The sequence below is a fragment of the Roseomonas acroporae genome, assembly GCF_023223525.1.
Taxonomy (GTDB): domain Bacteria; phylum Pseudomonadota; class Alphaproteobacteria; order Acetobacterales; family Acetobacteraceae; genus Roseomonas_E; species Roseomonas_E acroporae.
Genome location: NZ_JALPRX010000054.1, coordinates 93,318 through 113,595 on the forward strand (window position 1 = coordinate 93,318; position 20,278 = coordinate 113,595).

Annotated in this window: 17 protein-coding genes; 7 read left to right on the forward strand and 10 right to left on the reverse strand. The window is 74.2% G+C overall.

Annotation, left to right across the window (positions count from 1 at the left end; all coding sequences use genetic code 11):
* The first annotated feature begins 185 nt into the window (after positions 1 to 185).
* The gene (locus M0638_RS13005) at positions 186 to 1,310 is read left to right on the forward strand and encodes a LysR family transcriptional regulator (RefSeq protein WP_248667426.1); all 1,125 of its coding nucleotides are present in this window, start codon (positions 186 to 188) and stop codon (positions 1,308 to 1,310) included.
* A 233-nt stretch (positions 1,311 to 1,543) separates the two neighbouring features.
* On the opposite strand, the gene M0638_RS13010 is transcribed toward M0638_RS13005, so the two are convergent.
* The 3 genes from M0638_RS13010 to M0638_RS13020 form a co-directional block, all read right to left on the reverse strand.
* Positions 1,544 to 2,077, reverse strand: a complete 534-nt coding sequence (locus M0638_RS13010; RefSeq protein ID WP_282571986.1) for a hypothetical protein — start codon at positions 2,075 to 2,077, stop codon at positions 1,544 to 1,546.
* A 389-nt stretch (positions 2,078 to 2,466) separates the two neighbouring features.
* Positions 2,467 to 3,060 carry a peptide-methionine (S)-S-oxide reductase MsrA gene (msrA, locus tag M0638_RS13015; protein WP_248667427.1) on the reverse strand — a complete coding sequence of 198 codons (594 nt, stop codon included), beginning with the start codon at positions 3,058 to 3,060 and terminating at the stop codon, positions 2,467 to 2,469.
* A gap of 268 nt (positions 3,061 to 3,328) precedes the next feature.
* A complete protein-coding gene (locus M0638_RS13020; protein WP_248667428.1) occupies positions 3,329 to 5,374 on the reverse strand; it encodes an NAD(+) synthase in 2,046 nt (681 codons plus the stop codon).
* A 393-nt stretch (positions 5,375 to 5,767) separates the two neighbouring features.
* Between M0638_RS13020 and M0638_RS13025 the strand changes: the two genes are divergently transcribed.
* Both M0638_RS13025 and M0638_RS13030 read left to right on the forward strand, forming a co-directional pair.
* Positions 5,768 to 6,796: a TRAP transporter substrate-binding protein gene (locus tag M0638_RS13025; protein ID WP_248667429.1), complete on the forward strand. Its 1,029-nt coding sequence runs from the start codon at positions 5,768 to 5,770 to the stop codon at positions 6,794 to 6,796.
* A 5-nt stretch (positions 6,797 to 6,801) separates the two neighbouring features.
* The gene (locus M0638_RS13030; RefSeq protein ID WP_248667430.1) at positions 6,802 to 8,697 is read left to right on the forward strand and encodes a TRAP transporter large permease; all 1,896 of its coding nucleotides are present in this window, start codon (positions 6,802 to 6,804) and stop codon (positions 8,695 to 8,697) included.
* A 218-nt stretch (positions 8,698 to 8,915) separates the two neighbouring features.
* Here the strand turns inward: M0638_RS13030 and M0638_RS13035 are convergent, their stop codons facing one another.
* From M0638_RS13035 to M0638_RS13050, 4 genes are all read right to left on the reverse strand, one after another.
* The gene (locus M0638_RS13035; RefSeq protein WP_248667431.1) at positions 8,916 to 9,767 is read right to left on the reverse strand and encodes an aldo/keto reductase; all 852 of its coding nucleotides are present in this window, start codon (positions 9,765 to 9,767) and stop codon (positions 8,916 to 8,918) included.
* Positions 9,768 to 9,769: 2 nt separating this feature from the next.
* The gene (locus M0638_RS13040; RefSeq protein ID WP_248667432.1) at positions 9,770 to 10,828 is read right to left on the reverse strand and encodes a WD40 repeat domain-containing protein; all 1,059 of its coding nucleotides are present in this window, start codon (positions 10,826 to 10,828) and stop codon (positions 9,770 to 9,772) included.
* On the reverse strand, positions 10,825 to 11,823 hold the full coding sequence (locus M0638_RS13045; RefSeq protein ID WP_248667433.1) for a CobW family GTP-binding protein: 999 nt from the start codon (positions 11,821 to 11,823) through the stop codon (positions 10,825 to 10,827). The genes M0638_RS13040 and M0638_RS13045 overlap by 4 nt, the downstream gene beginning before the upstream one ends.
* 576 nt (positions 11,824 to 12,399) lie before the next feature.
* Positions 12,400 to 12,783, reverse strand: a complete 384-nt coding sequence (locus M0638_RS13050) for a RidA family protein (protein WP_248667434.1) — start codon at positions 12,781 to 12,783, stop codon at positions 12,400 to 12,402.
* A 97-nt stretch (positions 12,784 to 12,880) separates the two neighbouring features.
* On the opposite strand from M0638_RS13050, the gene M0638_RS13055 reads away from it, so the two are divergent.
* Complete coding sequence (locus M0638_RS13055) at positions 12,881 to 13,273, forward strand: DUF3592 domain-containing protein (protein WP_248667435.1); 393 nt, start codon at positions 12,881 to 12,883, stop codon at positions 13,271 to 13,273.
* 140 nt (positions 13,274 to 13,413) lie between these two features.
* Here M0638_RS13055 and M0638_RS13060 read toward each other — a convergent pair whose 3' ends face one another.
* Positions 13,414 to 14,433, reverse strand: coding sequence for an LLM class flavin-dependent oxidoreductase (locus tag M0638_RS13060; RefSeq protein ID WP_248667436.1), 1,020 nt, complete (start codon positions 14,431 to 14,433; stop codon positions 13,414 to 13,416).
* Between the two features lie 388 nt (positions 14,434 to 14,821).
* On the opposite strand from M0638_RS13060, the gene yghU reads away from it, so the two are divergent.
* From yghU to M0638_RS13075, 3 genes are all read left to right on the forward strand, one after another.
* Positions 14,822 to 15,694 carry a glutathione-dependent disulfide-bond oxidoreductase gene (gene yghU / locus M0638_RS13065; protein WP_248667437.1) on the forward strand — a complete coding sequence of 291 codons (873 nt, stop codon included), beginning with the start codon at positions 14,822 to 14,824 and terminating at the stop codon, positions 15,692 to 15,694.
* Positions 15,695 to 16,007: 313 nt separating this feature from the next.
* Positions 16,008 to 17,138, forward strand: coding sequence for a glycosyltransferase (locus M0638_RS13070; RefSeq protein WP_248667438.1), 1,131 nt, complete (start codon positions 16,008 to 16,010; stop codon positions 17,136 to 17,138).
* 216 nt (positions 17,139 to 17,354) lie between these two features.
* On the forward strand, positions 17,355 to 18,260 hold the full coding sequence (locus M0638_RS13075) for an alpha/beta hydrolase (protein ID WP_248667439.1): 906 nt from the start codon (positions 17,355 to 17,357) through the stop codon (positions 18,258 to 18,260).
* A gap of 79 nt (positions 18,261 to 18,339) precedes the next feature.
* Here M0638_RS13075 and M0638_RS13080 read toward each other — a convergent pair whose 3' ends face one another.
* Entirely contained in the window at positions 18,340 to 18,666 is a 327-nt protein-coding gene (locus M0638_RS13080) for a hypothetical protein (protein ID WP_248667449.1), read from the reverse strand.
* Positions 18,667 to 18,887: 221 nt separating this feature from the next.
* Entirely contained in the window at positions 18,888 to 20,246 is a 1,359-nt protein-coding gene (locus M0638_RS13090; protein WP_248667440.1) for an aspartate aminotransferase family protein, read from the reverse strand.
* Positions 20,247 to 20,278: the final 32 nt, after the last annotated feature.

A 20,278-nucleotide genomic window follows, 5' to 3' on the forward strand; every position in this document is an offset into this window, starting at 1 on the left:
GCTCCCGGTCGCGCATCCGTGCGGCACCGGCCGACCGGCCCGGCGCCGCACGGATGCGCGACCGGATCGCCCCGCCTTGGCGGCGATCCCTGACGAGGCGGCATAGACAGCCTCCCGGCGCACAATTAAAGCATCAAAAAGCGCCCTTGCCGTTGCCTTCAGGGCAACGCACCGGAACCCGCCCGATGCTCCATTCGCGACTGCTGACCTATCTCGACGCCGTCGCCCGGATCGGGACGATCCGGGGCGCCGCGGAACGGCTCGGCATCGCCGCCTCCTCGATCAACCGGCAGATCATCGCGCTGGAGGAGGCCTATGGCGTCCGCCTGTTCGAACGCCTGCCGCGCCGGCTGCGCCTGACCGTCGCGGGGGAGCTGCTGATCGCGCATGTCCGCCAGACCCTGCGCGAGCACGACCGCCTCCGGGCCCGCTTCGCCGACCTGCGCGGGCAGCGGCGCGGGCTGGTACGGGTGGCGACCATGGGCGGCCTCGCCAACACGCTGATGCCGCCGCTGGTGGCCTGGATGCGGCGCGAGCACCCCTACGTGAAGCTGGTGGTGCGCGCCCTGCCGCTGGACGGGGTGGTCGCCGCCGTGCTGGCGGGGGAGGCGGAGCTGGGCCTCGGCTACCAGCTTCCGGCCGACCAGAAATTGCGCCTGCTGCTGCGCCTGCCGGTGCGGATCGGCGCGGTGGTGGCGCCGTCGCACCCGCTGGCCCAGCCGCCGGACCGCTCCCCGGCGCCCGCGCCGGTGCCGCCGGCGGCGGCCCTCGCCGCCGGGGATGCCGAGCCGGGCGAGGCACCAGAGGATGCACCGAAGGATGCTTCCACGGATGCCCTGGCGGACGCACGGGAGATCGCACGGGGGAGCGCCCTGGCCGACGCCATGGCGGACACGCCGGAGGGCGCGGAACGGGGCATGGCGGCGGAGGGCCACGCCGTCTCGCTCGCCGACTGCGTCGGCTTCCCGATGGTGATCCCCGACGGCTCCATCACCGTCGGCCGGCTGCTGGCCGAGGCGTTCGAGCGGGCCGGCATCGGCGTGGACACGGTGGTGGAGACCAATTCGGTGGAGCTGCTCAAGCGCGCCGCCACCCGGGGCGGCACGGTGGCCTTCCTGAGCGAGGCGGAGATCGAGGTGGAGCGCCGGCGCGGCGAGCTGGCCTTCCTGCCGCTGCGCGATGCCGGCCTGCCGGGGCAGGAGCTGCGCCTCGTCACCCGGCGCGCGGGCGTGCTGGAGCCGACGCAGGAACGCGTGGCGGACGAGCTGCGCCGCCTGCTGCTGCGCGCGGCCGGGCCGGCGGCCGGCTGATGCCGCCCCGCCCGGGCCCCGACCCCGGGCGGGAAGGAGGAGAGGGCCTCGCGCGCGGCGTTACCCACCCGCAGAGCAGGGGCGGCCGCGCGCCGGATGCGCGAGCAGGCCGGTCCGCATTCGTGCGGGCCGGCATGCCTCCCTGCCCGGCGCCCGCTCCGCCCTCCTCTCCTCCCGCCGGCCTCCCCCTGCGCGACGGGTCCGGCGCAGGTCGGGCGCCGGGCCGGACGGCGTCAGCCGCGGCTGTCGCGCTGCGCCTGGGCATCCTTCACGAATTGCGAGACGCGGCCGATCTCGCGCGGATCGGTCTGCACCGTGCGGCGATCGCTCTCGTTCGCCTGCATGCCCGCCGAGGCGGTCTGTCCGGGATCGGGGTGGTGCACCGCCGCGCCCCGCCGGCGCGACAGCGCGCCGCGCAGCAGCGAGACGCTGCGGGCCTTCCTCTCCGCCGCCTGGTGCCGGGCGATGTGACGGTTCACCCGCTTCAGCGCCGCCGAGAAGATCTGCTTCTTCAGCGGCGTGCCGGGATCGCCCGCCTCCGCCACCACGGCGGGGGCCGCGCCCCGCGCCTCGACGCCGCCGCGCTGCGCCCGTCGCCGGGTGCGATGCACGTCGCGCACCTTGTCGCGATAGGCCCGGAGCTGGCGGGCGAGGCCGACCAGCGCCTCCTTGTCCAGCGCCGCGACGGCCGGATGGTGCGAGCGCGAGACGTGCTCGAACTCCGCGTCACTCAGGCGACGACGCTCCTGATGCAATGGCACGCTCAAGGCAGATCCTCCTTTCCTTCCGATTGCCGTCCTGCCGGAACGGGGCACCCGGCCGGTCGCGACGCGCCGCCGCCGGGGCCCGGAGCGCGGCAACGCGCCGTCCAGGCGGGCCGCGGACCGGCAGACACGGTTCCCCGCCGCCAGCGGCGTGACCGGTGGCGTGGCCCGGCCGCCTGCGGTGGCGGGCACGCGCCTCCCGGTGCGGACCGCCGGCAGGAGCCTCCGGTCCCGGCCGGTTCCGGGCCTGCGCGGAACCGGTCGCCGATCGCCGGGCCGGCCGGGGCGGTTCCCGCGCCGCCGGGCCCGGATCGGCAGGACACCGGCGCGCCGGTCGCGGCGATGCCCGCCGCGCCGACTCCATGGAAGCGATGCGGGCGCGCCCGCGCCGGTCAGGCGGCGCGGCGGCGCAGGCGATCGGCGAAGGCCTTGCGGAACTTCGCCACCTTCGGCGCCACCACCACCTGACAGTAGCCGGCCCAGGGATTGCGGGCAAAGTAGTCCTGGTGCTCGGGCTCGGCCGGCCAGAAGCGGCCGGACGCCCCGGTGGCGGGCACCAGCTCGGTCACCAGCGGCGCATCCCAGATCCGGGCCGCCGCGATCTCGGCCATCACCTGCTCGGCGACGCGCTTCTGCGCCTCGGAATGGTAGAGGATCACCGAGCGGTACTGCGGCCCCACGTCGGCGCCCTGGCGGTTCGGCGTGGTCGGGTCGTGGATCGTGAAGAAGACGCGCAGCAGGTCGGCATAGGAAAGCTCGGCCGGGTCGAAGGTGACCTCGACCACCTCGGCATGGCCGGTGCGCTTGCCGCAGACCTGCTCGTAGCTCGGGTTCTCGACATGGCCGCCGGCATAGCCGGAGACCACCCGCGTCACCCCGCGCAGCTCGCGGTACACGGCATCGAGGCACCAGAAGCAGCCGCCACCCAGGGTGGCCGTCTCCGTGGCGGGCTCGGCGCGGGGCGTGGCGATCGGGGTGTCGGTCATGGCGTGGCTCCGTGGCGGCGGCGTCGGTGGTGCCGGTGCGGCGTCCCGGGCGCAGAGATGGGCACGCGCCGGCCGCTTCGGGAGGGGCCGGCGGCGGACCGGCCACAACGCCGCGAGCCGACACGGGCGCAACGTTTCATGATATTGAGAACCATTATCATCTCATGCGGCCCGGCAATCCGGACACGGGGAGATGGCGGATGCGACGACGGGACAGAGAGGCGTGGCGTTGCGGCGCCGCCCGGCTGCCGCCGCCGCGCCGCCGGCGTCACGCCTCCGGCACGTTGCGCTCCAGCTCCTCCAGCCAGATCCGCGCATTGCCGTCCGAGGGCGCGCGCCAGTCGCCGCGCGGCGAGAGCGAGCCGCCCGCCGCCACCTTCGGCCCGTTCGGCATGGCCGAGCGCTTGAACTGGCTGAAGCCGAAGAAGCGGCCGACGAACACGGCGAGCCAGCGGCGGATGGTGGCGAGGTCGTAGCCGCGCCGCCGGTCCTCGGGGAAGCCCGGCGGCCAGGCGCCGCGCGCCGCGTCGCCCCAGGCGTGCAGCGCCATGAAGGCGATCTTCGACGGGCGGAAGCCGTGGCGCAGCGTGTAGAACAGGTTGAAGTCCTGCAGGTCGTAGGGCCCGACCTTCGCCTCGGTGCTCTGCGGCGTCTGCCCGGCCTCCACCGGCACCAGCTCGGGCGAGATCTCCTGGCGCAGGATGGCCTCCAGCGTGCGGTCCACCCCGGCCTCGAACTGGTGCGAGGCGATCACCCAGCGGATCAGGTGCTGGATCAGCGTCTTGGGCACGCCGGCGTTGACGTTGTAGTGCGACATCTGGTCGCCCACGCCGTAGGTGCACCAGCCGAGGCCGAGCTCGGAGAGGTCGCCCGTGCCGATCACGATGCCGTCGTTCTGGTTGGCCAGCCGGAACAGGAAGTCGGTGCGCAGCCCCGCCTGCACGTTCTCGAAGGTGACGTCGTAGACGGGCTCGCCGCGCGCGAAGGGGTGGCCCATCTCCTCCAGCATCCGCGTCGCGGTCGGGCGGATGTCGAGCTCGGCGGCGGTGACGCCGAGCGAGCGCATCAGCGCCCAGGCATGCCCCTTCGTCCCCTCGCTCGTGGCGAAGCCGGGCATGGTGTAGGCGAGGATGTCGGTGCGCGGCCGGCCCAGCAGGTCCATCGCCCGCGCCGCCACGATCAGCGCCTGGGTGGAGTCGAGCCCGCCCGAGACGCCGATCACCGCGCGCCGGATGCGCGCCGCGCGCAGCCGCTGCACCAGGCCCGAGACCTGGATGTTGTAGGCCTCGTAGCAGTCCTGCTCCAGCCGCGCCGGGTCGGCCGGCACGAAGGGGAAGCGCTCGATGCGCCGCTCCAGCCCGAGGTCGCCCGCCGGCGGGTCCAACCGGAAGGCGACGGTGCGGAAATCCTCCGGCTCCACGCCGAGATGGCGGCGGTTGTCGTCGAAGGTGCCCTGCCTTGCCCGCTCCTGGCGGATCAGGTCGAGGTCGAGGTCGGCCAGGGCGAACTGCTCGGCCTCGGGGAAGCGCTGCGTCTCGGCCAGCGTCGCGCCGTTCTCGAAGATCGAGGCCTGCCCGTCCCAGGCGAGGTCGGTCGTGCTCTCCCCCGTCCCGGCGGCCGCGTAGAGATAGGCGGCGAGGCAGCGCGCCGACTGCGACTGGCACAGCAGCCGCCGCGTCTCCGCCTTGCCGATGGTGATGTTGGAGGCGGAGAGGTTGGCGAGCACCGTCGCCCCCGCCAGCGCCGCCGTGCCGGAGGGCGGCACCGGCACCCAGAAATCCTCGCAGACCTCGGCATGCACCACGAGGCCGGGCAGGTCCTCGGCGGCGAAGAGCAGGTCCGGCCCGAACGGCGCCGCGTGGCCGCCCAGGGCGACCGTCCCGCCCTCCGTGCCGTCGCCCGAGGCGAAGTGGCGGCGCTCGTAGAATTCGCGGTAGTTGGGCAGGTGGATCTTGGGCACCGCGCCGAGCAGCCGCCCCCGGTGGATCGCCAGCGCGCAATTGTACAGCCGCCCGGCATGGCGCAGCGGCGCCCCCACCAGCAGCAGCGGCAGCAGGTCGGCCGAGCCCTCGACCAGCGTCGCGACCGCCGCCTCCACCGCGTCCAGCAGCGGGTCCTGCAGCAGCAGGTCGTCGATCGCGTAGCCGGAGAGGGCGAGCTCCGGGAACACGGCCAGCGCCGCCCCCCGGTCGTGGCACTGCCGCGCCACGGCGAGCACCGAGGCGGCGTTGGCCGCCGGGTCGGCGATCGCGGTGCGGATGGTGCAGGCGGCGACGCGGGCGAAGCCGTGCCGGTAGAGCGAGCGGAACGTCATGGCGGAACCCGTGGCCGGTGCGGAACTCATGGCATGAGGATGGCAACGCCGGACGGCGGAAGGAAGCCATGCGCCCTCACGCCTCGTTGCGCCGGGCCGCGCCGGCCGCCGGCGAGGGGACGGCGGCGCGGGCGCCGAGGCATCGCGGTGGGGCGCCGGGCCGGACGTTCCGGGCGCCCCCCCGGCCGGCCGCGAAGCGATCCCGGCATTACAATCGGTTAATCAAGCAGAATCTTTCATCGCCTTGCACGGGCACGCAATTATGGGTACGTGCCTCCCCGAATCCGCCCAGGCCATGCCGGTATCGGCCGCGCCGGGCGCACAAATCGAACGCCTCTGGCCACGAACCTTTGGCCACGAACCTTCGGCCGAATGCCCCTGGGAGCAACGTCCATGTCCCGTCCCGTGCCCCGCCGGGCGGCCCTCGCCGCTGGTGCCGCCCTCGTTCTCCCTGCCATCCTCCCGGGCCGTGGCCACGCCCAGGGGAGCGGCCAGGCGCAGCACACGCTGAAATTCGCCAACAACCTGCCCGACACCCACCCGCTGAACATCCGCGCCCGCGAGGCCGCCGAGCGGGTGGCGCGCGAGACCAGCGGCCGCGTCGCCATCCAGGTCTTCCCCAACAGCCAGCTCGGCTCCGACACGGACACGCTGAGCCAGGTGCGCTCCGGCGCGGTGGAGCTGTTCACCCTCTCCGGCCTGATCCTGGCGACTCTGGTGCCGGCCGCCTCGATCAACGGCGTGGGCTTCGCCTTCCCCGACTACGCCACGGTGTGGAAGGCGATGGACGGGCCGCTCGGCGCCTGGGTGCGCGGGCAGATCAACCGCGCCGGCCTCGTGGTGATGGACCGGATCTGGGACAACGGCTTCCGCCAGATCACCTCCTCGACCCGCCCGATCGCCACGCCCGACGACCTCAGGGGCTTCAAGATCCGTGTCCCCGTCTCGCCGCTCTGGACCTCGATGTTCCGCGCCTTCGAGGCGGCGCCGGCCTCGATCAACTTCAACGAGGTGTACTCCGCGCTCCAGACCCGCATCGTCGAGGGCCAGGAGAACCCGCTCGCCCTGATCGAGACGGCGCGGCTCTACGAGGTGCAGAAGTACTGCTCGCTGACCAACCACATGTGGGACGGCTTCTGGCTGCTCGCCAACCGCCGCGCCTGGGAGCGCCTGCCGGCCGATGCGCGCGAGATCACGGCGCGCGCGCTGAACGAGGGCGCCGTCGCCGCGCGGCGCGACACGGAGGCGCTGAACGGCACGGTGCAGGCGCAGCTCCAGTCGAAGGGGCTGACCTTCAACACCGTCTCCACCGACGCCTTCCGCGACAGGCTGCGCCGCGCCGGCTTCTACGCCGAGTGGAAGGGCAAGTACGGCGACGAGGCCTGGGGCCTGCTGCAGCAGGCGGTGGGCGAGCTGGGCTGAGGCCGATGGCGGCGCCGGCGGTGGCCCTGCACGACCCGGCCGCGGCGGCGCGCCCCGCCCCCGCCTGGCTCGGCGCGCTGGACCGCGCGCTCGGCCTGCTGCTGGAGGTCCCGGCGGCGGCGCTGGTGCTGGTGGAGGTCGGGCTGCTGCTGGCGGGCGTGGTCTCGCGCTACGCGCTGCACAACCCGCTGGTCTGGACCGACGAGCTGGCCTCGATCCTGTTCCTCTGGCTCGCCATGCTGGGCGCCGCCGTGGCGCTGCGCCGCGGCGAGCACATGCGCATGACGGCGCTGGTCAACCGCGCCGGGCCCGGCACGCGCGCCTTCCTCGACGCCTTCGCCACGGCGGCCGCGCTGCTCTTCCTGCTGCTGCTGCTCCGCCCGGGGATGGAATTCGCCGAGGACGAGGGCTTCATCACCACCCCGGCGCTGGAGATCTCCAACCTCTGGCGCGCGGCGGCGCTGCCGGTGGGGCTCGGGCTGATGGCGCTGATGGCGGCGCTGCGGCTGCTGCGCCAGGCGCTCGGCGGCGGCGTGCCCGCCGTGCTGGGCGGGGTGGCGCTGGCGGCGGCGCTGGCGGCGGGCCTCGCCCTGGCGCAGCCGCTGTTCCCACCGCTCGGCAACCTCAACCTCGTCGTGTTCTTCGTGCTGGTGGTGGGCGCCGGCGTGTTCGCCGGCGTGCCGATCGCCTTCTCCTTCGGCCTCGGCACGCTGGGCTACCTGGCGCTGGCCACCAGCGCGCCGCTGACCGTGGTGGTGGGGCGGATGGACGAGGGGATGAGCCACCTGATCCTGCTCTCCGTCCCGCTCTTCGTGCTGCTCGGCGCGCTGATCGAGATGACCGGCATGGCGCGGGCCATGGTGGACTTCCTGGCCTCGCTGCTCGGCCACGTCCGCGGCGGCCTCTCCTACGTGCTGCTCGGCGCCATGTACCTCGTCTCCGGCATCTCGGGGGCCAAGGCGGCGGACATGGCGGCGGTGGCGCCGGTGCTGTTCCCCGAGATGCAGCGGCGCGGGAGCCGGCCGGGCGAGCTGGTGGCGCTGCTCTCCGCCTCCGGCGCGATGAGCGAGACCATCCCGCCCTCCCTCGTGCTCATCACCATCGGCTCGGTCACCGGCGTCTCGATCGCGGCGCTGTTCACCGGCGGGCTGCTGCCGGCGCTGGTGATGGCGCTGGCGCTGGCCGCGCTGGTGTGGTGGCGCAACCGGGGCGAGGACCTCTCGGGCGTCAGGCGGGCCAGCCTCGGCGGGGTGCTGCGCGCGCTGGTGATCGCGGCGCCGGCGATCGCCCTGCCCTTCCTGATCCGCGCCGCCGTGGTGGAGGGGGTGGCGACGGCGACCGAGGTCTCCACCATCGGCATCGCCTACGCCGTGCTGGCCGGGCTGCTGATCTACCGCCGCTTCCCGCTGGCGCGGCTGTGGCCGGTGCTGGTGGAGACGGCGGCGCTCTCGGGCGCCATCCTGCTGATCATCGGCGCGGCGACCGGCATGGCCTGGGCGCTGACGCAGTCCGGCTTCTCGCGCGACCTCGCCCACGCCATGGCGTCGCTGCCGGGCGGGGCCATGGGGTTCCTGCTGGTCTCGGTGGCGGCCTTCGTGGTCCTCGGCAGCGTGCTGGAGGGGATTCCCGCCATCGTGCTGTTCGGCCCGCTGCTGTTCCCGATCGCGCGCCAGCTCGGCATCCACGACGTGCACTACTCGATGGTGGTGATCCTCGCCATGGGCATCGGCCTGTTCGCGCCGCCCTTCGGCGTGGGCTACTACGCGGCCTGCGCCATCGGGCGGGTGGACCCGGCGCTGGGCATCAGGCCGATCTGGGGCTACCTCGCGGCGCTGGTGGTCGGGCTGCTGGCCGTGACCTTCGTGCCGTGGATCTCGATCGGCTTCCTCGGGGGGCGGTAGCGGGGCGCCGCCCCGAGGCAGGGAAGGGCGTTGCCCTCCCCCGCACCCCTCCCACCAAAGGGCGAAGCCCCTTTGGAAACCCCTTTCCGGGAAAAGATGGCCCGCCCGTTGCGACAACGGGCTCAAACGAGGAGAAGCCCGGGAGGGCCTCGCCCTCCTGGCGGATGGGTGCGGGGAAGGCGGCGCCTTCCCTGCCGGGGTCCGGGGCGGAACCCCGTTCAGGCCGACCAGTCGGGCGCGAAGGCCGGGCTGACCCGGCGCCGGTCCTTCGGCAGCCCGTCGATGGCGGCGCGGTCGACCTCGTCGAGCTTCACCGCGAGGGCGGCGAGGTTGGCCTCCTGCGAGCGGCGGCTGGCGGCCTTCGGGATGGCGGCGACGCCCTCCTGCTCCAGCAGCCAGGCGAGCGCCACCTGGGCCGCGGAGACGCCGTGCTTCTCGCCGATGCGGGCGAGCACCGGCTCGTCGCGCAGCTCGCCCTTGGCGAGGGGCGAGTAGGCGGTGAGCGGGATGCCGAGGGGGCGCAGGTAGTCGAGCAGCCGGTCCTGCGACAGCTCGGCGTGGTACTCGACCTGCACGGCGGCGATCGGCGCGCCGATCTCCCCGATGGCGCGGCGCAGCAGGCCGACCGGGAAGTTGGCGACGCCGACGGCGCGGGCGAGGCCGGCATCGCGCACCGCGACGAGGCCCTCGATGGCGGCCGCGAGGTTCATCGCCGGGCCGGGCCAGTGGATCAGGTAGAGGTCCACCTGATCCAGCACGAGGCGGCCGAGGCTGTCCTGCGCCGCCTCCAGGATGCCGCGCGGGGTGAGCTTGTCCTTGCCGTCCGGCGTCAGCGGCCAGGCCTTGGTGGTGACGAACAGCTCCGCGCGGGGGACGCCGCTGCGGGCGATGGCGGCGCCGACCTCGGCCTCGTTGCCGTACATCTCGGCGGTGTCGAGGTGGCGGTAGCCGAGGGCGAGGGCGGATTCGATCGCCGCCTCGCCCTCCTTGCCGGCGAGTCGCCAGGTGCCGAAGCCGAGCTTCGGCATGCGCAGGGACGGCGTCTCGATGACGGGGATGGGGTTGCTCATGGTCAGCGCTTCCCGAGGTCGATGAGGGCGGCGAAGCCGGTCTCGGTGCCGAAGGCGAGATGCGAGCCGGCGGCGTTCCAGGCCAGCGCCGAGACGGCGCCGCGCCCGGGGGCGGCGACGGGGACGACCTTGCCGGAGCTGACCTCGGTGATCAGGACCAGCCCGTCGCCGAAGCCGGCGGCCACCACCTCGTGCTGCGGGTGGCAGGCGACGGCGGTGCAGAACACGTTGTCGCCGCCGGCCAGCTCCGTGGGCGCCTTGCCCATCGGGCCGCCGCCGAAGAAGGGCCAGAGCACGATGCTCTCGGCCCCCGAGGTGGCGAGCCAGCGGCCCTTCGCCGTGAAGGCGAGGCTGCGCGTCTTGGCCGGGTAGCCCGACATGCGCATGTGCTGGCCGTCCGCGAGGCGCCAGCCGTGCAGCGCGTTCTCCTGCATGGCGGTGACGACGTGGGTGCCGTCCGGGCTGAAGGCGATGGCGGCGTGGCTGCCCTTCCACTCCAGCACGCGCGGCTTGTCCTCCTTCGCGCCCACGAACCAGAGCGAGGCGCCGTTGTAGTGGCTGGCGGCGACGCGCTTGCCCTTGGCGTCGAAGGCGAGGCCGCCGACGGAGCTGGGGTGGGAGAGCTGCTTCAGCTTCGCCCCCTTGCCGTCGAACAGGTGCAGCGCCTTGCCGACGGCGGCGGCGCGCAGGCCGGATTCGTGGGTGGCGACGTGGTCCACCCATTTCGCGCCGAAGCTGGCCAGCGGCGCGGTGGTGCCGTCCGGCGCGGTGAGGGCGAGGGTGCCGTCGTCGCCGCCGGAGAGGAAGCCGGAGCGGCCGTCGGCGGCGAGGGCGAGGCAGGCGCCGTCATGCGCTGCCACGGTGCGCCAGGGGGCGTCCGGCGCGGCGGGGTCGGCGAGGCGCAGCGTGCCGTCGCCGAGGGCATAGGCGACGGTGGCGCCGTCCCGCGCGAAGGCGAGGCCGATCACCCAGGCGTCGAGCGCCTGCGTCGTGCCGCGCCGGTCGAGCAGGAAGTCGACCGGCTCGGGCGCGGCGTCGGGGGTGAGCAGGCCGCCGCTCATGCCGCGGTCCCTGGGGCGGCGTCCACCTGGCAGGCCTCGAAGCCGCGGCGGAGCTGCGGGCGGTTCAGGTCGCGGCCGATGAAGACGATGCGCGAGCGGCGGGGCTCGCCCTCCTTCCAGGTGCCGACGTAGTCGCCATCCGCCATCATGTGGACGGCCTGGAAGGCGAAGCGGCGGTCCTCGCCGGGATAGGCGAGGATGCCCTTGGTGCGCAGCAGGTCCTGGCCCTTGGCGGCGAGGAGCTGGCTCATCCAGGCGTTGAACTTCTCGGGGTCGATCGGGCGGTCCACGGAGAAGGAGAGCGAGTTCACCTCGCTGTCGTGCTCGTGGTGGTCCTCGCCGGAGAGGAATTCCGGCTCGCGCTCCAGGATGCGCGCGAGGTTGAAGGCGTCGCGGCCGATCACCGCGTCGATGGCGACGTCGGACTTCGTGGCGCGGCGGATCTCGACCGTCGGGTTGATGGCGCGGATGCGGCGCTCGACCTCGTCGGCCTCCTCGGGGGTCACCAGGTCCATCTTGTTGAGCACGATGAGGTCGGCGAAGGCGACTTGCTCCTCGGCCTCCTTGCTGTCGCCGAGGCGGGCCAGGAGGTTCTTGGCGTCGACCACGGTAACGATGGCGTCGAGGCGGGTGGCGCGCTTGACGTCCTCGTCCACGAAGAAGGTCTGGGCGACGGGGGCGGGGTCGGCGAGGCCGGTGGTCTCGACGATGATGCCGTCGAAGCGGCCGCGCCGGCGCATCAGGCTGCCCAGGATGCGGATCAGGTCGCCGCGCACGGTGCAGCAGATGCAGCCGTTGTTCATCTCGAACACCTCCTCGTCGGCATCGACGACGAGGTCGTTGTCCACCCCGAGCTCACCGAACTCGTTGATGACGACGGCGAACTTCTTGCCGTGGTTCTCGGAGAGGATGCGGTTGAGCAGGGTGGTCTTGCCGGCCCCGAGATAGCCGGTCAGCACGGTGACGGGGACGGTGGGTTGGGTGGTGTCGCTCATGGGGTATCGGGTCTCCGGGGGCCGGCGGGCGGCCGTTGCCGGATATATGGCAGCCATGGGGCGGGATGGCACCCCGGGGGCGGCGTGTCGGGCGCGGCAAAGGGGCGCGGCGGGCGCGGGGCCGGGGCGGGCGGCATGGGCGCGCCGGGAAGGGCCGGGCGGGACGGATTCGGACGAATGGGTGGCGGGCGCCGGTTGCGACATGACGGAGGCTGGGGTCGGGTCGAGTCCGGACGAATGGACGGTGGGCGGTGTCGCCGGGGCGCTGCCGGACAAATCCACCGGGTGCGGGGACGGAAGGGGTATTTTCGGACGAATGGGTGGGGTGCGGCGGAGGTGGGGCGCTTTCGGACAAATCGGCGGGATGGGGCGGAGGTGGGTGCTTCCGGACGCGGCGGCGGGAGGCGAAGCGGGCCGCGCGGAGACAGGGGCTGGCGCGGCCGGGATGCGGCGGGGCGGGTTCGGGGGCGGTCGGCGGGATGGGCGTCTGGCATCCGCCGGGCACCGATGTTATGGGTAAAAAATCCTATCATTCCGGGCCAGCAAAAGCAAGCCGGTCCCCCTGCCCCGCCCGGCTCAGCCGCGCGGCGGGAGGCGGGCGGTGGCCTGCAACTCGATCCGCATGCCGGGGGCGACCAGGCCAGCCACGACCACGGTGCAGCGGTTGGGCCAGGGCGGGGTGAAGAAGGCGCGGTATTCGGCGTCCATGGCACGGGTGTCGGCGGCGTCGATCAGGTAGATCGTGACCTGCATCACGTCGTCGAGGGTGCCGCCGGCGGCGGCGACGGCGGTGCGCAGGTTCTCCAGGGTCAGGCGGGTCTGCGCGGCGATGTCGCCCTGCAGGATGGTGCCGTCGGGCAGCACCGGGCCGTGCGCGGTGTAGAGCGTGCCGGCGGACTCGACAGCCCAGGCGAAGGGCTGGCCGAGGTCGGGCAGGCCGGTGTCGATCTCGCGGCGCATGGGGGCTCCGGGGGGACGGGGACGATGCCGGTGGGGATGGCGACAGGATAGCGGACGTACCCTGCCGGCATCGAGCCGGACGGAGCCATGGCGCGCGATGGAGAAGCTGCTTCTCGCCCTGGGCGGCGCGGCCGTGGCCGCGCTGGCGGTGCTGAGGTTCCGGGCGCTGGCGCGGTGGCGGCGCTGCGACGCGACGTATTCCGGCCGGCCCGGCGACGGTCCGCTGCGGGTGACGCGGACGGGGCAGCCCCTGCCGATCCGCTTCCGGCTGGCGGATGGCCGGCCGGTGGAGGCGGCGCTGCGCCACCACGACAGGGGGGCGGCGCCGGAAGCGGGCGGGACGGTGCGGATCATCCACGACCCCGACGATCCGGAGCGGGTGGAGCGGCCCTCGATCCTCGTCGCGATCGCGGCGATCGGCGCGTTCGCGGCGGTGGCGATGGCGTGGGCCCTGCTGGGCTGGCTCCGCGACCTGTCCGGCGCGGGGTGAACCCTGGCCCGCCCGCGCGGCGGCAGGGCCGGGCGGGTCCGGGCGGCGGAGTCGGAGGGCGCGGGTCCCAAGGGGGCGGGTCCCGGGGACGGGTCTGGGTGGCGGTGGCCGGGACGGGCGTCGCCGCCCCGGCCGGTGGATCAGCGCCAGCCCAGCGCCGGTGCGACGTGCTTCAGCACGCCCTCGATGACGTGGGCGCAGTAGTCCACGCCGAGCTGGTTCGGGATGGTCAGCAGCAGCGTGTCGGCCTCGGCGATGGCCTCGTCGCGGCGCAGCTCCTCGACCAGCGCCTCGGGCTCGGCGGCGTAGCCGCGGCCGAAGATGGCGCGGGTGCGCTCGTCGATGAAGCCGACCGAATCCTCCTCCTTGCCGCGGCCGAAATACATCCGGTCGCGGTCGTCGAGCAGCGGGAAGATGCTGCGGCTGACCGAGACGCGCGGGGTGCGCTCGTGGCCGGCCTCCTTCCAGGCCGCGTGGTAGGCGCGGATCTGCTTCGCCTGCTGGACGTGGAAGGGCTCGCCGGTCTCGTCGTCCTTGAGGGTGGAGCTCTGCAGGTTCATGCCCTGCTTCGCCGCCCAGACGGCGGTGGCGTTGGAGCCCGAGCCCCACCAGATGCGCTCGCGCAGCCCCTCCGAGTGCGGCTCCGGGCGGAGCAGGCCGGGCGGGTTGGGGAACATCGGGCGCGGGTTGGGGCGGGCGAAGCCCTGGCCCTTCAGCACCTCCAGGAACACCTCGGTGTGGCGGCGGCCCATCTCGGCGTCGGTCTCGCCCTCGGCGGGGGCGTAGCCGAAGTGGCGCCAGCCATCGATCACCTGCTCGGGCGAGCCGCGGCTGAGGCCGAGCTGGAGGCGGCCGCCGGCGATGAGGTCGGCGGCGCCGGCATCCTCGGCCATGTAGAGCGGGTTCTCGTAGCGCATGTCGATCACGGCGGTGCCGAGCTCGATGCGGCTGGTCTTCGCGCCCATGGCGGCGAGCAGCGGGAAAGGGGCCGCGAGCTGGCGGGCGAAGTGGTGGACGCGGACATAGGCGCCGTCCGCGCCCAGCTCCTCCGCCGCGACGGCGAGGTCGATGGATTGCAGCAGGGCGTCGGACGCGGAGCGGGTGCCGGATTGCGGCGAGGGCGTCCAGTGGCCGAAGGAGAGGAAGCCGATCTTCTTCATGGGATGGGGTTTTCCGGAGGGGCGGTGGCGATCCGCCGATGGGGTGGATACGGGGGGCCGGCGGCGGGGCCGCGCGGCGTCTGTTGCCCGATCATATGGGTCGGGAACGAGGCCGAGTGCCATCACCGGCGCCAATGACGGTCATGTGTGGCAGGGGCCGGGCCAGCGGGAGCCGGGCCAAGGGCTGGCAGGCGGGCGGCGGGTCGCAGGCGCGGCGGCCGGCCGGCAGGGCGATCCGGCGAGCGGGCGGCACGGCCCGCGGGGCGGTCACGGCGGGGCGGGCCGGGAGGACGGGGCGGCGGGGCTCGTATAGGCTGCGCCCGACACGCGGCGGCGCCCCTCCCCTCACCTCGGCGCGCGGCCGCCGGGCATTCGGGAGACCGGAAGAATGAGCAGCGCCACCGAGTACGTGCCGCCCCGCGTCTGGACCTGGAACAAGGGCAATGGCGGCCGCTTCGCCAACATCAACCGGCCGGTGGCCGGGCCGACGCACGAGAAGGAATTGCCGGTCGGGAAGCACCCGTTCCAGCTCTACTCGCTCGGCACGCCGAACGGGGTGAAGGTCACGATCATGTTCGAGGAGCTGCTGGCCGCCGGCCATGCGGGCGCCGAGTACGATGCGTGGCTGATCCGCATCGGCGAGGGCGACCAGTTCGGCAGCGGCTTCGTGGCGGTGAACCCGAACTCCAAGATCCCGGCGCTGCTGGACCGCAGCGGGCCGGAGCCGGTCCGGGTGTTCGAGTCGGGAGCGATCCTGATGCACCTGGCCGAGAAGTTCGGGGCCTTCCTGCCGGCGGGCGGCGCGGCGCGGGCGGAGTGCCTGAGCTGGCTGTTCTGGCAGGTGGGCAGCGCGCCCTACGTGGGCGGCGGGTTCGGGCACTTCTACGCCTACGCGCCGACGAGGATGGAGTACCCGATCGACCGCTTCACCATGGAGACGAAGCGCCAGCTCGACGTGCTCGACCGGCGGCTGGCGGAGAGCGAGTACCTGGCGGGGGCCGAGTACACCATCGCCGACATGGCGACCTTCCCCTGGTATGGCGGGCTGGCGAAGGGCTGGCTGTACGGGGCGGCGGAATTCCTCGACGTGGCCTCCTACAGGAACCTGAACCGCTGGGCGGACGCGCTCCTGGCGCGGCCGGCGGTGCGGCGGGGGCGGATGGTGAACCGGCTGAGCGGGGCGCCGAGCGAGCAGCTGCACGAGCGGCACGACGCGGGGGACTTCGAGACGCGGACGGCGGACAGGCTGGCGGGCGGCTGAGCGACCCCGCGCGGGGGCCGGGGCACGGAGATGGCGGGCAGGCCGGACCCGGCCTGCCCGGCCACGGTGCCTCGCCCGGCCCGGCCGGCACCCGCCGCCCGCGCGGCCGCCGCCCATCCGCCCGCGCTCCGGCGGCCCCGATGCCGCGTCGGGGCCGCGCCCGGCCGGGCGCGGGCGGGGCCCCGGCCGGCGGCGAACGGGCCGGCGGCTGCACGATTCTGCTTACTTTGTGCGCTGCGACACGACATACTTACGACCCATGAAGATTACGTATTTCGTACACGACACGTCCCACGCGGATGTGCCGCGCCGGGTGGATCTGCTCCAGCAGGGCGGGGCGGAGATCACGAGCATCGGCTTCCGCCGGGGCAGCCGGCCCGCGCCCGAGATGCCGGGTACCGTGATCGACCTCGGCCAGACGCGCGACGGGCAGTTCGCGCAGCGCATCGCCGCCGTGGCGCGGACCCTGCCGAAGCTCGGCCGCTACGCCGACGCGGTGCGCAGCGCCGACATCATCATCGCGCGCAACCTGGAGATGCTGATCCTCGCCGCGGCGGCACGCCGCCGCTACGCGCCGGAGACGCCGCTGGTCTACGAGTGCCTCGACATCCACCGGCTGATGACGGGCACGGGCATGGCCACCCGGGCGCTGCGGCTGGTGGAGCGGACCATGCTGCGCCAGTGCGCCGGGCTGATCAGCAGCTCCCCGGGCTTCGTGAACGAGTACTTCGCCAAGCTGACGCCGCGGCTGCCCAAGGTCTTCCTGATCGAGAACAAGATCTTCCCGGCGGTGAACGAGACGCGCGGGGTTCCGACGGTGGCGGACGGGCCGCCCTGGCGCATCGGCTGGTACGGCGTGGTGCGCTGCACCCGCAGCCTCGGCATCATCAAGCAGGTCATGGCGGAGAATCCGGGCCTCCTCGAGGTGGTGGTGGCGGGGCGGCCGGCCAAGACGGAATTCCCCAATCCCGAGAAGGATTTCGGTGGCATTCCCGGCCTGCGCTACCACGGCTCCTTCGCCGACGAGACCGAGCTCGCCTCGCTGAACCGCTCGGTCCACTTCGCCTGGGCGATCGACTTCTTCGAGGCGGGCGCCAATTCCAACTGGCTGCTGCCGAACCGCCTGTACCGCTCCTCCTACTACGGCGCCGTGCCGATCGCCCCCGGCGGCACCGAGACGGCACGCTGGCTGCAGCGCAAGGGCGCGGGCTTCGTGCTGGACGAGGTGACGCCCGAGAGCGTGGCGGCGCTGCTGAAGGGCATGACCATGGAGAAGCTGGCGGCGGCCCGCGCCGCCCTGCGGGCGATCCCGGACGCCGATCTGGTGACCAGCCCCGAGGAGCGGTTCACCCTGATCCGCGAGCTGGGCGCGCTGGCGCGGCGCAAGCCGCCGGGCGCGATGCCGGCCGGCCAGGGTGGCTCGGTGGCAGGCAGCGCGGCCTGAGGCCGGACCGGCCCGCCCGGCCCGCCCTTCGCGACGACCGGGCCGGGCACGCTGCCTTCGGGCCGTTCGCCGGGCCGGCGGGCATCCGGTCCGGGCGGGACGCCGGCGGACGGGGCTTGAGCGGGCGGGGCCGGCTTGGCTGAGCCGCCGCCGACAGGCACGGGCCCGGCCGGTGCGGACCCGGCCGATCCGGGTCGCGGGCCCCGGTTCCGTGGCATGGACCGGGCGACGCTGGACCGGGAATACTCCCCCTCCTCCCGCGTGACGGCGCTGGCGCCGTTGCTGGCCGAGTACGCCGAGCGGTCGCGCGCGGCCCATGCCTCGCTGCCGGGCTGGCGGGTGCTGCGCCACGGCACGGGGCCGCGCGAGGCGATCGACTTCCTGCCCGCGCCGGACTCAGGGCCGGGGGCGGACCCGGGGGCGCCGCTGCACCTCTACATCCATGGCGGCTACTGGACGGAGCTGGGGCGGGAGGATTCCGCCTTCGCCGCGCCGGGCCTGCGTGCCCAGGGGGCCGCCTTCGCGGCGCTGGGCTACGACCTGGCGCCGGGCGTGTCGCTGGACGAGATCGTGCGGCAGTGCCGGTCGGCGCTGGCCTTCCTGCATCGCGAGGCGGCCGCCCTGGGCGTGGATGCGCGCCGGATCTTCGTCTCCGGCAGCTCGGCGGGCGGGCATCTCGCGGCGATGCTGGCGGCGGCGGGCTGGCAGGCGGCGGCCGGGCTGCCGGCGGATGCGGTGCGCGGGGCGGTGCTGCTGAGCGGCGTGTTCGACCTCGCGCCGATCCGGCACTGCTACGTGGATGGCTGGCTGGGGCTGGACGAGGCGGCGGTGGCGCGGCTGAGCCCGGTCAGGCACCCGCCGCGGCCGGGCATGCCGGTGGTCGTGGCGGTCGGCGAGAACGAGACGGCGGAGTTCCACCGGCAGAGCGCCGAGTACGCGGCCGCCTGCGTGGCGGCGGGGGCGGACTGCCGGCACGCGGTGATCGCGGGACGGAACCACTTCGACATCGTGTTCGATCTGGGCGACCCGGCGACGCCGCTCGGGGCGATGGTGGCGGCGCAGATGGCCACCGGCGCCGGGGCGGGGCGGACCGCCGGGCGCGGGGGGCGGCCCGGGGCGTGACGAACCGGGCGGGCCGGCGAACGCGGCCGCGGGGATCCGGCGCGGGAAGACCGGTCTGCGGCGGCGGGGAGGCCGCCCGTCAGGGCGTGCCGGCGGCCGGCCGCGCGTGCCAGGCGCTGTCGAGGTTGTGGCGGAATTCGGCGAGCCAGGTGACCGACGGGCCCTCGCCCCAGCCCAGCAGGCCGAGCGACCGGCGCAGCTCCGCCGCGCCCGACTCCCAGCGTCGCTCCGCGCGCAGCACGCCGCCGAGGTCGCCCGCATCGGCGGAACGGCGCAGCGCGTGCCGCGCCTCCCCGAGCTGGGCGAGGACGTGGTGGAGATGGTTCGCGTCCGCCGCCGTGCCGGTCAGGGGCAGGCTGGGGGCGGCCGGCAGCGTGTAGTCGCGGACCGGGCGGGGGCTGGGCATGGCGGGGACCTCCGGTGCGGTTCGTGCAGCCGGTGAATGTTGCCACACCAATGACACGGACCGCCACCGGACTCGCGGCGCCGGCGCCGGAATTCCGGGCGGCCCGCCCCGGCATGCCGCCGGGGGCGCAGCCGGGCGCGAGGCCCCGTCGCCGCTTCCGCCCGCCGACGGCGCCGGCGGGCGGGGAAAGGACCCCGGCGGCCCGCCGGGGAGCGGGCGGTTCAGCCCGCCTCGGCCCGGATCGCCTCCGTCAGCGTACCGAAGATGCGGTCCACATGGGCCTTCTCGATGATGAGCGGCGGCGAGAGGGCGATGATGTCGCCGGTGACGCGGACCAGCACGCCGTTGTCGAAGCAGCGGCGGAACACGTTCTGGCCGCGCTCGCCCGGCTTGCCGGGGCGGGCGGCGAGTTCCACGGCGGCGATCAGGCCGAAGTCGCGGATGTCCGTCACGTTGGGGGCGTCGCGCAGGCTGTGCGCGGCCTCCTGCCAGGCGGGCTCGATGGCGCGGGCGCGGCCGGGCAGGTCCTCGGCGCGGTGCAGGTCGAGCGTGGCCAGCGCGGCGGCGGCGGCGAGCGGGTGGCCGGAATAGGTGTAGCCGTGGAACAGCTCGATGCCGTTCGGGGCGCTGTTGACCACGGTGTCGTAGACGTCGTTGCTGGCGGCGACGGCGCCCATCGGCACGGCGGCGTTGGTCAGGCCCTTGGCCATGGTCATGATGTCGGGGATCACGCCCAGGCGCTCGGCGCCGAAATTGGTGCCGAGGCGGCCGAAGCCGGTGATCACCTCGTCGAAGATCAGCAGGATGCCGTGCTTCGTGCACAGCTCGCGCAGGCGCTGCAGGTAGCCGACGGGCGGGACCAGCACGCCGGTGGAACCGGCGACCGGCTCGACCATCACCGCCGCGATGGTGTCGGCGCCGTGCAGGGCGACGAGGTTCTCCAGCACGTCGGCGAGGTGGGCGCCGTGCTCCGGCTGGCCGCGGGTGAAGGCGTGCTGGCCGGGCAGGTGCGTGCTCGGCAGGTGGTCGGTGTAGGGCAGCAGGGCGCCGAACTGCTTGCGGTTGCCGCCGATGCCGCCGACCGACATGCCGCCGAAGCCGACGCCGTGATAGCCGCGCTCGCGCCCGACCAGCCGGGTGCGCTGCGCCTCGCCGCGGGCGCGGTGATAGGCGAGCGCGATCTTGAGCGCGGTGTCGCCGGACTCGGAGCCGGAATTGGTGAAGAAGACGCGGTCCAGCCCCTCGGGGGTGATCTCGGCGATGCGCGCGGCGGCCTCGAAGGCGATCGGGTGGCCGAGCTGGAAGTTCGGCGCGTAGTCGAGCACGGCGGCCTGGCGCTGGATGGCCTCCGTGATCTCGCGCCGGCCATGGCCGGCGTTGCAGCACCAGAGGCCGGCGGTGCCGTCGATCACCTCGCGGCCCTCGGGCGTGAAGTAGGACATGCCCTCGCCGCGCGCGACCATGCGCGGGTGCTGCTTGAAGTACCGGTTGTCGGTGAACGGCATCCAGTAGGCTTCGAGGTTGTTCGGGCGCGACGTCGCCGTGTCGGCGGCGGCGCTCGCGGGGCGGATCTCGTTCATCGGCGGCACTCCGGGCGGCTTCCCGTGCCCAC